This is a genomic window from Thomasclavelia cocleata (assembly GCF_900102365.1).
Classification (GTDB): Bacteria; Bacillota_I; Bacilli_A; order Erysipelotrichales; family Coprobacillaceae; genus Thomasclavelia; species Thomasclavelia cocleata.
Genome location: NZ_FOIN01000020.1, coordinates 1 through 15,113, shown reverse-complemented (window position 1 = coordinate 15,113; position 15,113 = coordinate 1). Strand labels below are relative to the sequence as shown.

Below are 15,113 nucleotides of genomic sequence, written 5' to 3'. Positions count from 1 at the left end.
ATAGTATACTTTAGAATTGCCCTTTAAAGCTAGTTCAACCTCTTAATAATTATATAATTTATAAATATGTTCTAATTTTTCCATATCCATTACTTTTATTCTTTAATAATAAAACAATTAAAAAAAATTGATCCTTGTCTAATTAAAGAATCAATTCTTATTACAAAAACAATATAAAACATATAAATATTTAAGTTACTATTCTCTATCTCTAATAAAACCTTGAAATTAGCAAAAAAACATGAAAATGTATACTACATAAAATAAATTTCATAATATATAATATCTTTTTATCAGCAAATTAAATATAAATAGTAACATATTTAATTATTTAATGTTTTCAATTATATGACGAGCCACAATAATACCATTTGCACCTGCCTGGGCTAATCCTCTAGTTAAACCCGCACCATCACCCGCTACATATAAATCATCAATTTCACATTCAAAACCTTCTCTTACTTTAGGACGAGCTGAGTAAAATTTAGCTTCAACCCCATATAATAATGTGTGTTCATTAGCAATACCTGGAGTTACATTATCCAATGCCTCAATCATTTCAATAATTGATTTCATAGTATTATAAGGTAATACTAGCCCTAAGTCACCTGGAACTGCTTCAGGTAATGTAGGAACAGTATACCCTTCTTTTAAACGTTTATATGTAGTTCTCCGTCCCCTTTTAATATCACCATATCGCTGAACAATAACACTTCCATTAGACAATTTATTAGCTAAACGACTTACCTCATGAGCAAATTCATTAGGCTGATTAAATGGTTCACTAAAAGTATGTGATACCAGTAATGCAAAATTAGTATTTTTACTACCTAATTTTGGATCATGAAAAGCATGCCCATTTGCCAACATAGTCCCACTATGATTTTCAATAACCACATGTCCTGAGGGATTTGAACAGAATGTTCTAACTTTTGTTCCAACACTAGTATTATAAATAAACTTTCCTTCATATAAATTATTATTTATCTCTTCCATTACGATATTACTTGTTTCAACACGTACCCCAATATCAACTTGATTATTATATAATTCTAAACCATGTTGTTTCAATACCTTTGTCAACCAAGCAGAACCATCACGTCCTGGTGCTAAGACAATTTTTTTAGCATTTATAATTTTTCCATTTTCTAAAACTATTCCTGTAGCATGTCCATCTTCTACTACCACTTCTTTAACAGATGTTCTAAATGCCACATCTACATGTTGTTTTAATTCATTAGACATTTCTGTCATAATACGTAAATTTTCTTCGGTTCCTAAATGCCTTACTTTAGCTCTTAGCATTTTCAAACCAACTGCATAGCCTCTATGTTCAATATCTTTAACTTTATCTGTAGTAGGATCTGTAATATCTTTAGTTGCTCCATGTTTTAAATATAAATTATCAACATAATTAATAATATCCTCAACTTCATCATTTGATAAATAATCAGTTAGCCAACCACCAAACTCACTTGTGATATTGAATTTACCATCTGAATAAGCCCCTGCCCCACCAAATCCAGATGTAATTGAACAAGCTGGTAAACATCCTGGTTCATCATTTTTTATAATCGGACATGATTTAATTTTCTTTTCTTTAATCGGACAATGACGATTCATAACATCTTGCCCCTTATCTATAAGCAATACTTTCAATTCTGGTTGTTTTAAATACAATTCATAACATGCCATAATCCCTGCTGGACCAGCACCGACAACCACAACATCATAATTTTCTTTCATTCTATCGCTCCGTTCTGGGTTTTATCGCAAACCCTATTAATTATACTCTATAACATTTACAAATTCAATTCTTTCTATTATTATCAACAAATTTCACAAAATTATTACTTATATTACTCTAATTATTGCTCTAATGTTTTAATAATGTTATGATATAAAAGAAATCACGGGAGCTTGTAAACAGGCTGAGAGGAAGTTGTGAACTTCGACCGATTACCTGATTTGGATAATGCCAACGTAGGGAACATAGTTACTTATATAAGTATAGGGAATATGTTTTATTGGCATATTCTCTTTTTATTTAAAGGAAAGTGAGGAAGAAAATGTTTGAGAATATTTTAAATGAAATCAAGTTAAGAAATAATGAAATCAAGTTAAGAAATCCATTAGTTCATTGTATTACAAATTATGTTACTGTTAATGACTGTGCAAATGCAATTTTAGCAGTTAATGGAAGTCCTATTATGGCAGATGATATTAACGAAGTTGAAGATATTACAACAATTTGTAATTCATTGGTAATAAACATCGGTACTCTTAATGAACGTACAATTACATCAATGATAGCAGCAGGTAAAATGGCTAATAATTTAAATCACCCTATTATTTTTGATCCAGTTGGTGCTGGTGCTAGTAAATTCCGTACAGAAAGTGCTAAAAAATTATTAAAAAATATTAGTTTTAGTGTAATTAGAGGAAATATTTCTGAAATAAAAGCATTAGCCATAAATACATCTACAACCCAAGGCGTTGATGCCAGTATAAACGATATAGTTACAAAAGATAACCTTGATGAAGTAGTTAAGTTTGCAAAAAAATTTAGTCAAGAAACAAATGCTATTATTGCAATTACTGGCGCTATTGATATCATTGCATCAAAAGATAAAGCATATGCAATTTATAATGGATGTTCAACAATGTCTAAAATCACTGGAACAGGATGTATGCTTTCAGCAATTCTTGGAGCGTTTATTGCAGTTGGTCAAAGTTCATTATTGGAAACTACTGCTTATACAGTTGCATTAATGGGATATTGCGGTGAGCTTGCTAGTCAAAAAATCAGAAATCGTGATGAAGGAACTAGTAGTTTTAGAACTTATTTAATTGATGCTTTAAGCACTATTAAATATAAAGATTTAAAAGCAGGTGTTAAAATTGATGTTTTATAAAGAAATGTTGAAATTGTATCTTGTTACTGATCGTAAATGGCTTAATGGACGTAAACTTACTGATGATTTAGAAAAAGCTATTTTAGGTGGTGTAACAACAATTCAATTACGAGAGAAAAATTTAAGTAACGAAGAATTTATAAGTATTGCCAAAGATGTAAAAAAAGTTTGTCAAAAGTATCATATCCCTTTAATTATTAATGATAACCTTGAAGTTGCTTTAGCCACAAATAGTGATGGTATTCACATTGGTCAAAATGATATTCCTGCTTCAATTGTACGTAAACAAATTGGACCAGATAAAATATTAGGAGTTTCAGTTCACAACTTAAAAGAAGCATTTCAAGCTAAAATTGATGGAGCTGATTATGTAGGAGTTGGTGCTATATTTTCTACAGAAACTAAGAATGACGCTACTAATGTAACATTAGATAGTTTAAAAAAAATATGTGACAATATTGATCTTCCTGTTGTTGCAATTGGTGGAATCAACTTAGATAATATTTCTAAACTAAAAGATATTAATATTGCTGGTATAGCAGTAGTTTCTGCAATTATGAAAGCTAATGATATCACTGCTGCTAGTGGTCAATTAGTTAGGGAGTTAAATCATGATTAAAGGATATATCATTGATATGGATGGAACTCTTATTGATTCTATGAATATTTGGGAAAATGTAGCTATAACATTATTAAAGAATAGAGGTATTATTGTTAGCGATGATTTAAAAAGAATTTTAGCTCCTTTATCAATTAAAGATGCCATTAATTATCTAAAAAACAAATACTGTTTCAATGAAACTGTGTCAGAAATTCAAAAGCAGCTTTTTGATTTAATTGAGTATCAATATTTAAATGAAGTTAGTTTAAAAACAGGAGTTAGGGAATTTATTAATAAATGCACAATTTTAAACAAAAAAATGTGTTTATTAACTGCTAATAAACGTGATTTAACTATCAAAACTTTAACCAGACACAAATTAATAAGTTATTTTGATCAAATTATTACATGTGATGATACCAATCTAACAAAACAGGATAGTGATATTTACATTTACGCTATGAAAAAACTTAATTTAAATATTAATGAATGTATTGTAATTGAAGATGCTTTACATGCTATAAACACTGCAAAAAAAGCTGGATTCATTGTTTGGGGAGTTGCTGATCGTAGTAATTTAAATGATTGGATAAAAATTAAATCTATATGTGACTTAGCATTTAAAAATATGAAATTTATGGAGGTGCTATAATGAAAAAAGTATTAACAATAGCTGGAACTGATCCTACTGGTGGAGCAGGTGTACAAGCAGATTTAAAGACTATGACTGCTCATAAAGTATATGGAATGAGCATCATTACAGCTCTAGTTGCTCAAAATACAACTGGTGTACGTGATATTATGGAGGTTACACCTCAATTTTTAAATGAACAGTTTGATTGTGTTTTTGAAGATATTTATCCTGACGCTATTAAAATAGGTATGGTTTCAAGCCCTGTTTTAATTAAAACCATTGTTACTAAACTAAAACAGTATCCAGTAAAAAATATTGTTATTGATCCAGTTATGGTTTCAACTAGTGGATCACAACTCTTGGCAGATAGTGCTGTAAAGCTTTTGAAAGAATCACTTATTCCTCTTGCTAGTATTATCACGCCTAATATTCCCGAGGCTCAAGTACTAACTGATATAATAATAGATAGCAAAAATAAAATGATTAAAGCTGCCCAAAAGATAAGCACCTTTTATAATGGCTATATTTTAATAAAAGGCGGACATTTTGAAGATAGAGCAGATGACTTATTATATTACCAGGGAAATATTACCTGGTTGGAAAGTAAAAAAATTAATAATCCTAATACACATGGCACTGGTTGTACTCTTTCCTCAGCTATTGCATCAAATTTAGCAATCGGGTATCCAATGAACGAAAGTGTTGTTAGAGCCAAGAAATATATTTCCGGTGCATTAAATACAAATTTAGATTTAGGAAAAGGTAGCGGCCCACTAAATCATTGTTGGAATATGAATTTTTCAAACTCACATAAACGTTGATTTTTAACACACTTTTAATGAAGTGATTTGTCAAAATATAAAGGAATATGCAAAAAACTATACTAACAATCGACTATTAATTAGTATAGTTTTTTATATTAATCTCTTTTAACTTTTTTTAAATCATCTTCTAATTTATCTATCCTGCTTTTAATACTATCTATCTCTTGAACAATTTTTGCTGTATCTTCATCAAATACATTATCTTTGCAAATCATTTCATAATAAACTTTCCCTAATTTAATAAATTGTTCATCTAAATCTGATTGTGCACTTTTAATGCTAATCTTCAATTTAGCAGTATCTGCTAATTCAGAAGATTTTTCAATTGTTTTTTCTGTAAACTTAGCTGCTTTTTTACTTAAATCATCAAACAAAGCCATAAACATACCTCCATTTAAATACATATCACATGTTTTAATATACCTACTTATTTAACAATAATTATCATAACATTTCCTCTCCTATATATTATAAAAAAATAAAAGAATAATACTTTTAACATATAAATGATAACTTGAATCCTCTTTGCGGTCCATTTGCGGTCCATTTGCGGTCCATTTGCGGTCCATTTGCGGTCCATTATAATTCTAAAAAATTTAATCTATTTTTTTATATCTTGTAGCAGTACTTTTACCTATCATTTCAATAATTCCCTCATCTCTCATTTTTCTTGAAAAAGTTGTTGCTTGTTTTTTTGTACATCTACATAACTCTCTAATCGTTTCATTATTGATACTATCATGTGTTGATAAATAATCCAAAATGAGTGATTTTGATTTTAAATAAGTCACAGTTTTGTCTTGTGTATATTGAACATCTGATTTTACTTTATGATAAGAACTTGGTGTCATCATATATACTCGCCCAGACAATTCAATTAATCCATACTTTTCTAAACTTATAAGTGCATGTTTAACTTCATTTAATGATTGTTGAGTAAGTACTTTTGCTGTTGATAAATTAATAGTTTTATTTTCAAATAAATACCTTAATATCATCAATTCAGGTAATGAAAATGTGAACATATTCTTATCTTGTGTTTCAGTTATGAACCTTACAAATCCTTCATCTTCTAATACACTATATAAAGTTAAACGAATAGCATCATTGAAAACTGTATATTCAGGATATGGTTTTCCCATAGAAACCATCTCTCTATACATAATATCAATACCCTGTCCTGATCTTTGAACATAACGTAACCTTTGCAATGTTTCTGCAATTAATTTATTTCTAGGTAATGATGGATGAGTAATAATATTATCAGCAGTAATATCTGCCATAAAGCCACCTGGACTCTCAATTACCAATTTATCTGAATAATGCTTTACATAAATTGATCCAGGACTATCATATCGACGATGTGTATATCCATTCAACAGTGCTTCTTGAAATACTCTTTCTGAGAAATCATATATTTCTAATCTAAACAATCCTACCTGAACATTAGTCAAATGGTTATAGTCCTGAATTTTTTCAGTTAATCTATCTAAAACAGAAATAATTGGTATTTTTAAATCTAATCTATTATCGTACTCATCACGATTACTATCACTATAATGTAAATATATACATTCTGCTTGTGGCAAATATCTTTTTATAGATTCCTCTTTTCCTACAAACAGCATACCTGCAACATTTAATTTAAGTCCATCTTCAGTATCTATTAACAATGATAAGTCCTTTAAAAAAGACAAATCATCTAATTCAACTAATGTCGATTGTTTATCCCTCATTTTTAATTTTTCTTTTAACTTATAAACTTCCAACATATTAATATCATCTATAGTTGATTGACCTATGATTTGAGCTGAATAGTCTTTATCTACAATAAAATCTTCTTTAATACTAATTGGATTATAAGGTTTTGAATTTTTACCTAGTCGTTTAAAATACTCACCCGAAGTTGTACCATACAACTGATTTCCTTTTTCAACTGTAATAACAATTACATCTTTATTATCTATATTTACAACTTCAACTTTAGTAAATATATTAGGCATTGTTCTATCATAAATACTTTCTATAATATTTTGCAAATCATAACCCATACAACCAGTTATACTTTGATCATCTTCAACTCCAACTAATAAATATCCTCCACTAGAATTTGATAAAGCAACTATTTCTTTTACACATAATTTTATAAATTTCTTAAAATCTGGCGTCTTAACCCACGATTTAAATTCAGTAGTTTCAGTTTCACCCTGCTCTATTAATTCTAATAATTCACAACTATTCATTATCATCACTCCTCTAGTTCATATATTATACTATACTTAACTATGAAAATAGCAAAATTAATTAAAGAAATAAATTTAAAATCTTATTTTTCCAAAATACATTAGAACTGTATCCTCTAAGCTTAACTTTATTGATTTTAAAAAACATATGTCTTTAAATTTGGACAACCTTAAGAACTTTTTAGTACCTAAATAGTGTTACTTAGTTGATATTGAATTTAATAATTTTGTCATCAATAAACATGAATATATTTATAATGTTTATACTTCTTCTACCACATTTTATTATTCTTAATTCCTATTTAATTATATAAATGGTAATAAATATATAGGCACTATATATTTTTTCTTGCTGATAATCTTTTTGTGAAAAAACATAGCAATTATTTATATGCTTTGAATATTTTTTTACAAATTCCTGAATTGATTTATATTTTCCTAAAGCTGATGATTTGACTTTTATAGCCGAAATCTTAGTTTCTTCTGAAATTAAAAAATCCACCTCATAATAATGGGTGCTCCCCTCTTTTTCTTATGTATGATAATATAGTCCTCTATTCATTGAAACTAACAATTGTGCTATTAAATTTTCATATAAATATCCCAAATTCGCTGGCAATTTATCAGATAGCAATTTAGTTTTCTATAATAGGTCTATTTTGTTACAAATAACCATATATCAGATAAATAAAGTTTATAACTATCTAAATCTTTGGTTAATAACAAATTCACTCTAGGATCTGTAGAATTATAGCTTGGTACTACAGTTTTAGAATCACTTAAATCAAATAATAATTCTTTTCTAACTGTAACTATTTTTCCTAATGTAGATGAAATACGATATTTTTTGACCCTTAGCTAACTGTCTATGTATTGAATGATATTTTTCCAGAAGTACCTATTTTTATTAATCTTCCTCATATAGATTAATAATCTGACGTTTTATATTATCTATAGTAGAAAAATTATTTCCTTTCATATTTGCTTTAACTGCTTGTGGCATGCCTCCATCTGCTATACGTCTTGCTCCTTCTATTAATAATGCTTTTTCTCCATTACATTCATTTTCCATTCTAATAATTTTTTATAGATTTTTCTTTTAAATATCATTGTAGAATTTCTCCTTATTTATTATACGTAATTTTTATTATATTCACAATATATAAAAGTATTCATGTTTTTAAAAATTCCCATGTTTCATAAATCGTTTCATAACAAAATATACATTTATTTTATAATAGTACCAGAACCATCTACAAAAAAGAAAAACCCCTGAATTTATCAAGGGTTTTTAGTATCAATTAATCACCAACGTATGATAACCTTTATTTTATAAGTATTATTTTCGTCAATTTTTAGTCGATTTATTATACTTTTTTCGTGAATTTACAGTTATTATTTTAATTTCAAACATTTTTTGATGTCAAATTGATGTCACTAAACCTTTCCATACTCGTTTAATATACATAATCAACAATAAAACTAAATCCATCATATATTGGTACAATATTATACTTTACACTTCTAAAATACCCACTTTTAATTTTAAACTCTGATTTTATTACTTAGTAGCCACGTTATACTTAAATTCAATTTTATAATTATGATCATTATAAACATTTTCAAACCGCATAATTAAATCATCATTTCTAATCATAGATTTATCTTCTCTTATATATCCAACATTTTGCATAGCATATACAAATCCTTCATCAATACTACTTACATCTACTTTTCCTTTCACAAGTTTTTTATGCTTCTTATCAGGACGTAAAAAGAGATGTTTTGGTGTTGTGGCTATAAAAAAATAACTTGTTTTCTCTTGAAAGACGAGTATATTGTTATCATTTTTAACCACTTGATTATCAATAGAATATGTTATATTAATACAACCATCTTCAATCGCATTTTCAATTATAAATTTATATGTTTCAACATTTTTATTTTCATATAATTGATCAATTATAATTTCTGATTCAGTTTCAACGGTATAAATACTAATATTATCAGAAGTAGCAAAAATAAATGTTTGACTTATGCAAAATACCATTATAAACATCATTATCTTTTTCATCTACTGTTCCTCCAAAGTAACTGTTAATCTTATCCGCTCCTCATTATCCTCATTCCATTTTTCATCACCATGCACCATCAATAAAGTTGTATCAAAAATAGAAAGATCATTATTTAATTTTTTACTAAGTCCAGTAACAAGTGTCTTGTTATTAGTGCTTCCTTTACATACAAAATTTTCACTTTCTTGATTGTACTTACTGATATCTAATGTTTGTTTTGAAATCAATTCAGTTCCATTAAATAAAGCAACTATAAAAGTATAATTATCCATTGTAATATACAGATTAGTTATATTCAATGAAGAAGGGATATCCATTTCTAAATGTTCAACTATCTCTTGATATTTAGATTTAATTATTATTTTATATGAATTTGAATGAACTCCAATATCATATTTGCACACAAACGTAGAAGAAAATTCATTTTCTTCACTCATTAAATAAGCACTAGATATTGAAGCTTCATCATCATTAAGAGAAACAGGCAAGATATGATTATCTGCTACAGGTGTTTTTTCATTTTCTGAAGTTTCTACTGATGGAATTTCTATTGTTTTTGATTTACACCCTACAATTATCATCAATAAAGAAATAACCAATAATACTTTTTTTAAAGATAAATTATATATTTTTTTATTCATATAAGACACTTCCTTATATTTTATATATTTTTAAACAATCCTCTAGTAAACAACTTTTTTAAAATAATTCTTTTACAAATTTAATTCCTCATCTTCAAAACAACATTCCCCAATATATTGAATATAACATTTATTTTCCCTTTACCAATTTTATATTCATATGCTTTATTATTTCATATATTTTTTCTTTTTCATCGCTTTTTAAATTATCTTTTTGACAAATAATAAAAGAGTTATGTTTACTGATAAACACAAAATCTTTTGGGGTATCAATTATCTTGTTAATATCTTCATACTTTATTTGACTTTTTTTATCACTGGATAAAATTGTATTGACACTATTATTTTCAAAGATTAACGAATAAAAAAATTCTTCTTTTCCTGACACCTCAATTTGTTTAGATAAAATTAAATTGATGTTTCTTTTAGTAACGTAAATATAAACGAAGAAAAACACTACTGCAACTGTAAAAGCTGCAAATGCATATATTCTCATTTTAAAAGTTCCTTGTATTAAACAGATTATAGATAATACAAGAAAAAATGTAATAGATATTCTTGCCAAATAATTCTTCCAATTAGGTATTAAATAATTTTTATTCCTTTCAAGAACTTCTTTGTTAATTACATTATTTTTAACTTCAATCCTCATTCGATATTCCCCCTTTAATAAGAGAATATTATCATATCATCATTATCTGTCAACTATTTTTATATACTAAATTTAGGCAATATAAAAAGAATTGTATTTATCTTTTAAAGATAGATACAATTCTTAAGTAATTTTATGCAAAAACACCTAAAGCTATTAAATATTCTGGAGCTAATGATGCAGTTCCTGGATTAGATAGCAATGCTATTAATCCAATAACAGCTGCAACAGATAGTGCACTAATAGCTAGAGTTTCTAAAACCAATTCATAATCCACATCAGGTGTTGGGGTTGGAATAATTTCAAAACTTATTTCAACTGTGATTTCTTGATCTACAGAAACAGAATCTGGAAAAATATCATCTGAAGTGATAACAAATGTTAATTTTGGATAAGTTCCATTCAAATTCACTTTCACACCTATTTGTCCTGATGTCACTGATACAGCAACATCTTTTAAATCATTGATAGTAGAATTAATAATATCAATATTTTCAAAATCACCAATTTCTATACCTGCAATCATACCTTCTATTTCTGCTTCACAAGATGTCGATAATTCTCCTTCATTGTTTAAATCGATTGTAATCGGAGTACTATCAAAATCAGTAGTTAATGTATCAGATACTTCTGCTGTTATTTTAATTGTCAAACCATTTAATAAAATAGTATTCAACAAAAATTCTTCGTTATAAGTAAGACTACCATTATTAACTACATCTAAATAACCTAAAGGTTCAAATACATTATAAACATATTGATCTCTTTGAGCATCTAACATAATATTGGAATTCTTTTCTGCTAATTGATCTGGTGTTAAATATGGAACATCATCAAAAGTAGAAATACCAGTATCTCTTCCTGAGTATCCATCTTTATCTAAATCAAAAGAAGGACTAGATTGGAATTTACCACCATTATTATCATTTAATTCAAAAAACTGATCAAAAGCCCAATTTTTCGGAATAGGATAGCCTAAATTACAACTAAAACCACTAGACATATCTGCTACAAATGAATATTTTGCAAGTCCTAAATCGCTAATATACGAACACACATATCTTGGACCATAAATTCCTACTTTATATTTCTTTGAGTTTGTAGAACTATTAAATACTAAGTTCAATTTTCTAAAATAAGGTACAATAAATGACGACATTTGATAACTATAACAATCAAAATCAACCGCAAAATAAATAGTAGTTCCACTTGGGATACCAATACGCTTTGCTGATGCAATTGCAGTATGAGCATCCACTGTTCCTTGTCTTAAATCTTGAAAATACTCTAATCTGTATCCTCCATCTTGATAAATAGGGAATACTCTTAATCCTGCATTTTTAATATTTTCAATTTCTTCAAAAGTAATAAACTTTCTTGTACTTGAACCAACAGTTCCAGTTAAATATCTACCTACAACTTGATATCCTGCTGCTTTTAAGTCTAAAGCTTGCTGTTTATTTAAAACTGTTGAACAATCGCATGCTTTTGCCTTTCTGCTTGTATCACCTTTACTAGTAAGCAATGATTTCATAGTTGCACAGTTTACTTCACCTTGTGTTACAAGCCCTATTCCGGTAAGTGCATAAAACTCTTGAAATTCTGATACTCTTTCTTTAGTTGTTGAATCAAAAATCCCATCAAATCTTCTAGGATTATAACCATTTGTATATAGACCATATTGTACTAATTTGTTAAATTTTATAAAATCACCATTCTGGTTTTCTTTTAATACATCTGGAAATTTATCTGTTGTCTGATTACCAAAATTAGTCCCATCAAGGCTTCCTATAAAATCTGTGTAAATACCTTCTGCAGCTTGTAATGCTGCAATTAATGCGTAAGCAGTAAATCTTGACACAACACCATCACAAGGACCTACACCAATAATATCAGACCAGTCAGCATTTAATTGTCTTTGAATAGTCCTAATATTAGTATCTCCTCCACTAGACATAGTAAACCAGTTAAGTGAAACTAATCCCATCCATACTTTCCAATCAATAATTCCTGTTTGTTCTAGATTAGCATATGCTTGAAATTGAGTAACTGCATTAACACCTGTAGTATAATAAATTCCAGTAATACCACCTGCATTAAATCCCTTTGCAAATAATGCACATTGTAAAATACAAACATTTGCATTACTTTTATCATTAGCATTCATCTTTGAAATTTTTGGTAATGATCTCATTTTATCTAATGTAACATCACCAACATTACCTGTAACTGGTGTAACTCCATTTTCAATTTGAAACGCTCTAATAATTCCTTGACATGTACCTGTTCCTGTAATACCATCTTCTTCCAATTTTACCCATTCCGAACGATGACCATACATACTGTTTAAATATCTTTGCGCTTTTTTTACATTTTCATCTGCCATTGTATTTTCCTCCTAATTCATTTTGTAGATTAATACCGGTATTTTCTCTACATTTTTATCATATACTCTTTTTTAAGCACAATTGTGCCTTTTTATTTAAATAAATTTTTCTTTGAAATTGCTCCTGTTACTTTACCATTAATTCCTATTACTACCCTATCATCATTTATTTGAATAATTTCATATTCATTCTCATAAACGAAACTAGCTATACTTTCACCATCATACCATTTAGATCCTTTTTTTACTCTTACTATATCTCCGACTTTATACTCAACTTTATCTTCACTTTTTTTCACAAATATATCTAACACTCCATAATCCAAGCTACAGTCTAATCCACTTGAACTAATTCCTTTTATTTCTTTTAGAACACCATGTTTTGCTCTTGAAGTAAATTGATGAAGATGGACATGATTGAACGGATTATATTGCAAATTCCCATTCCAATTATCATATCCATCATTTTTTCCATAATTAGCTAACCACAGTGTCCATGCAGAAAAACCATTATGAGTTAATCTGTTTTTAAACCAATCTTGATTAGCATAAATTCCTACTGAATAACCTGCTTTTTCAATCTCATCACAAAAAGATTTGGCTATAACATAATATAATTCATTACTAAGGTCTCCTTGTGTTTTGCTATACTCCATATCATAATAAATAACTTTGACATCATAACCAGAGCACGCTTTCAATGCTAATTTTGCTTCTTGTTTAGCTTGACTTGCATTTTTTGCATAACAGAAATGATATGCAAATAACGGTATATTCAACGTGTTTGCCTGTGTTGCATTGTCATTCCATTGTTTATCTATATTACTCTTGCTCCAGCCATAAGAACATCTAGCAACAATTCCCGCTATCATATTTTTTGCTTCATTTAAATCTATTTTTCCGTTATGATATGATACATCTATAATATATTTACTCATTTTCTTTTTCCTCTATTTCTTCTAATTTTTTTGCCGTTACTTCTAATCCTTTAATAAGGAAATTAGGCACTTGACATCCAGCTTCAACTAAATTTTCTAATATACTGCGACATTCATTAATAATAAGACTAGCTACTACAAACCACCCTAGAATAATAGTTACTGAAAAATCAATGCCTATAACACTTCCAATTTCTTGGAAAATGATTGGTATAAGAAAAGCTACTAGAATTAAAACCCAATAACACATTTTCCTAATTATACCTATCATTGCAACTTTAGAGCTTTCTTTATTTAATATTCTTGCTTTTGCCCAACCTGTAAAAGTATCAATAATATTTAAAGTAAGATAGAGTATAAACAAAATCCAATGTTCCCCTAAGAAACACGATAACATCGCAATAATTAATGAATATACATATTTCAAATATTCAAATATATTATCCATCATTTCCTCCTAAATCTCTTATTTTATTAATGATTTTCTTATATTTCCTATCAACAGAACTATGATTAGCATAACCTAATTGTATAGATATATAGTCAAATGTTTGTTTTAAGAAGATACGCCTCATTATTACTTCTTTTTCATCTGGCAAAAGATTATCAATCCATAAATTAACTTTATCGACAATATAGGAATAGTAATAATAGTTCCTTGAAAAATCTGTTTGAAAATTACTTAAATTAAAACTTTGTTCTAATTCTAACAAATGATTTTTAGCAATAGGATACATTTTCAAAGTAAGTTCAATCTCATCAAATGAATAAATCATTTTCAATCACTTACCTTTCCTACACCTTGTAAAACGTTTTACAAAATTATTTTATAAAACTTTTTAAGCACGATTGTGCTTTTCTTCACAAAGTTAAAGTTATTTTAATTTTTGCATCTACTGTCATCAATTATAGAATTCCATTTTCTGTTTTTTTACATTTTTTCTCTATTAAATTCACATATTTATCCAAGCAAACTGTATATCTTATAAAAAAAGAAGATCAAGATAAACTGATCTTCTGTATTTTTATTCATAAATATATTCTTTCAAAATAACTTCCTCAACACAATTTTGAATGTTATTCATTTCTCGTACCCACTTCATTTGATCTGGTCCTATGTCAAGAATTCGGACTAACTAAATGTAAGAAATTTAGTTAGTTTACTCTAACATGTATCTCATCTCATACTCATTTGGTGATAAAT

General features: G+C 27.8%; 16 protein-coding genes and 1 riboswitch. Of the genes, 4 read left to right on the top strand and 12 right to left on the bottom strand.

Translation table 11 applies throughout. The features are described from left to right. Positions 1–327: 327 nt before the first annotated feature. Positions 328–1,746, bottom strand: a complete 1,419-nt coding sequence (locus BMW96_RS08255) for an NAD(P)/FAD-dependent oxidoreductase (protein ID WP_092354359.1) — start codon at positions 1,744–1,746, stop codon at positions 328–330. Between the two features lie 156 nt (positions 1,747–1,902). Next, positions 1,903–2,008, top strand: a riboswitch (TPP riboswitch). A 61-nt stretch (positions 2,009–2,069) separates the two neighbouring features. Here BMW96_RS08255 and thiM point away from each other — a divergent pair. Genes thiM through thiD form a run of 4 tightly spaced genes read left to right on the top strand, consistent with a single transcriptional unit; the run spans position 2,070 to position 4,971 of the window. Next, positions 2,070–2,915 carry a hydroxyethylthiazole kinase gene (gene thiM, locus BMW96_RS08250; RefSeq protein ID WP_092354357.1) on the top strand — a complete coding sequence of 282 codons (846 nt, stop codon included), beginning with the start codon at positions 2,070–2,072 and terminating at the stop codon, positions 2,913–2,915. Further along, a complete protein-coding gene (thiE, locus tag BMW96_RS08245; protein ID WP_244881290.1) occupies positions 2,905–3,534 on the top strand; it encodes a thiamine phosphate synthase in 630 nt (209 codons plus the stop codon). Before thiM ends, thiE begins: the two co-directional genes overlap by 11 nt. Further along, on the top strand, positions 3,527–4,168 hold the full coding sequence (locus BMW96_RS08240; RefSeq protein ID WP_092354355.1) for an HAD family hydrolase: 642 nt from the start codon (positions 3,527–3,529) through the stop codon (positions 4,166–4,168). Before thiE ends, BMW96_RS08240 begins: the two co-directional genes overlap by 8 nt. Beyond that, positions 4,168–4,971, top strand: coding sequence for a bifunctional hydroxymethylpyrimidine kinase/phosphomethylpyrimidine kinase (thiD, locus tag BMW96_RS08235; protein ID WP_092354353.1), 804 nt, complete (start codon positions 4,168–4,170; stop codon positions 4,969–4,971). The genes BMW96_RS08240 and thiD overlap by 1 nt, the downstream gene beginning before the upstream one ends. A 98-nt stretch (positions 4,972–5,069) precedes the next feature. Here the strand turns inward: thiD and BMW96_RS08230 are convergent, their stop codons facing one another. The 11 genes from BMW96_RS08230 to BMW96_RS08180 all read right to left on the bottom strand — a co-directional run bounded on the left by BMW96_RS08230 (position 5,070) and on the right by BMW96_RS08180 (position 15,012). After that, on the bottom strand, positions 5,070–5,354 hold the full coding sequence (locus BMW96_RS08230; protein ID WP_092354351.1) for a hypothetical protein: 285 nt from the start codon (positions 5,352–5,354) through the stop codon (positions 5,070–5,072). Positions 5,355–5,570: 216 nt separating this feature from the next. Then, entirely contained in the window at positions 5,571–7,217 is a 1,647-nt protein-coding gene (locus BMW96_RS08225) for an RNA-binding domain-containing protein (protein WP_211283630.1), read from the bottom strand. Positions 7,218–8,124: 907 nt separating this feature from the next. Beyond that, complete coding sequence (locus BMW96_RS14345) at positions 8,125–8,289, bottom strand: hypothetical protein (protein WP_211283629.1); 165 nt, start codon at positions 8,287–8,289, stop codon at positions 8,125–8,127. Between the two features lie 489 nt (positions 8,290–8,778). Next, the gene (locus tag BMW96_RS08215) at positions 8,779–9,291 is read right to left on the bottom strand and encodes a hypothetical protein (RefSeq protein WP_092354345.1); all 513 of its coding nucleotides are present in this window, start codon (positions 9,289–9,291) and stop codon (positions 8,779–8,781) included. Further along, on the bottom strand, positions 9,292–9,933 hold the full coding sequence (locus BMW96_RS08210; RefSeq protein ID WP_092354343.1) for a hypothetical protein: 642 nt from the start codon (positions 9,931–9,933) through the stop codon (positions 9,292–9,294). Positions 9,934–10,063: 130 nt separating this feature from the next. Next, positions 10,064–10,585, bottom strand: a complete 522-nt coding sequence (locus BMW96_RS08205; RefSeq protein ID WP_092354341.1) for a YcxB family protein — start codon at positions 10,583–10,585, stop codon at positions 10,064–10,066. A gap of 133 nt (positions 10,586–10,718) precedes the next feature. Beyond that, complete coding sequence (locus BMW96_RS08200; RefSeq protein WP_092354339.1) at positions 10,719–12,971, bottom strand: glycoside hydrolase domain-containing protein; 2,253 nt, start codon at positions 12,969–12,971, stop codon at positions 10,719–10,721. Positions 12,972–13,063: 92 nt separating this feature from the next. Next, on the bottom strand, positions 13,064–13,909 hold the full coding sequence (locus BMW96_RS08195; protein ID WP_092354337.1) for a GH25 family lysozyme: 846 nt from the start codon (positions 13,907–13,909) through the stop codon (positions 13,064–13,066). Continuing rightward, positions 13,902–14,357, bottom strand: coding sequence for a phage holin family protein (locus tag BMW96_RS08190; RefSeq protein WP_092354335.1), 456 nt, complete (start codon positions 14,355–14,357; stop codon positions 13,902–13,904). Before BMW96_RS08190 ends, BMW96_RS08195 begins: the two co-directional genes overlap by 8 nt. Continuing rightward, positions 14,350–14,685, bottom strand: a complete 336-nt coding sequence (locus tag BMW96_RS08185; protein WP_092354333.1) for a hypothetical protein — start codon at positions 14,683–14,685, stop codon at positions 14,350–14,352. Before BMW96_RS08185 ends, BMW96_RS08190 begins: the two co-directional genes overlap by 8 nt. Before the next feature lie 249 nt (positions 14,686–14,934). Then, positions 14,935–15,012 carry a TnpV protein gene (locus BMW96_RS08180; protein WP_092354419.1) on the bottom strand — a complete coding sequence of 26 codons (78 nt, stop codon included), beginning with the start codon at positions 15,010–15,012 and terminating at the stop codon, positions 14,935–14,937. Positions 15,013–15,113 lie beyond the last annotated feature (101 nt).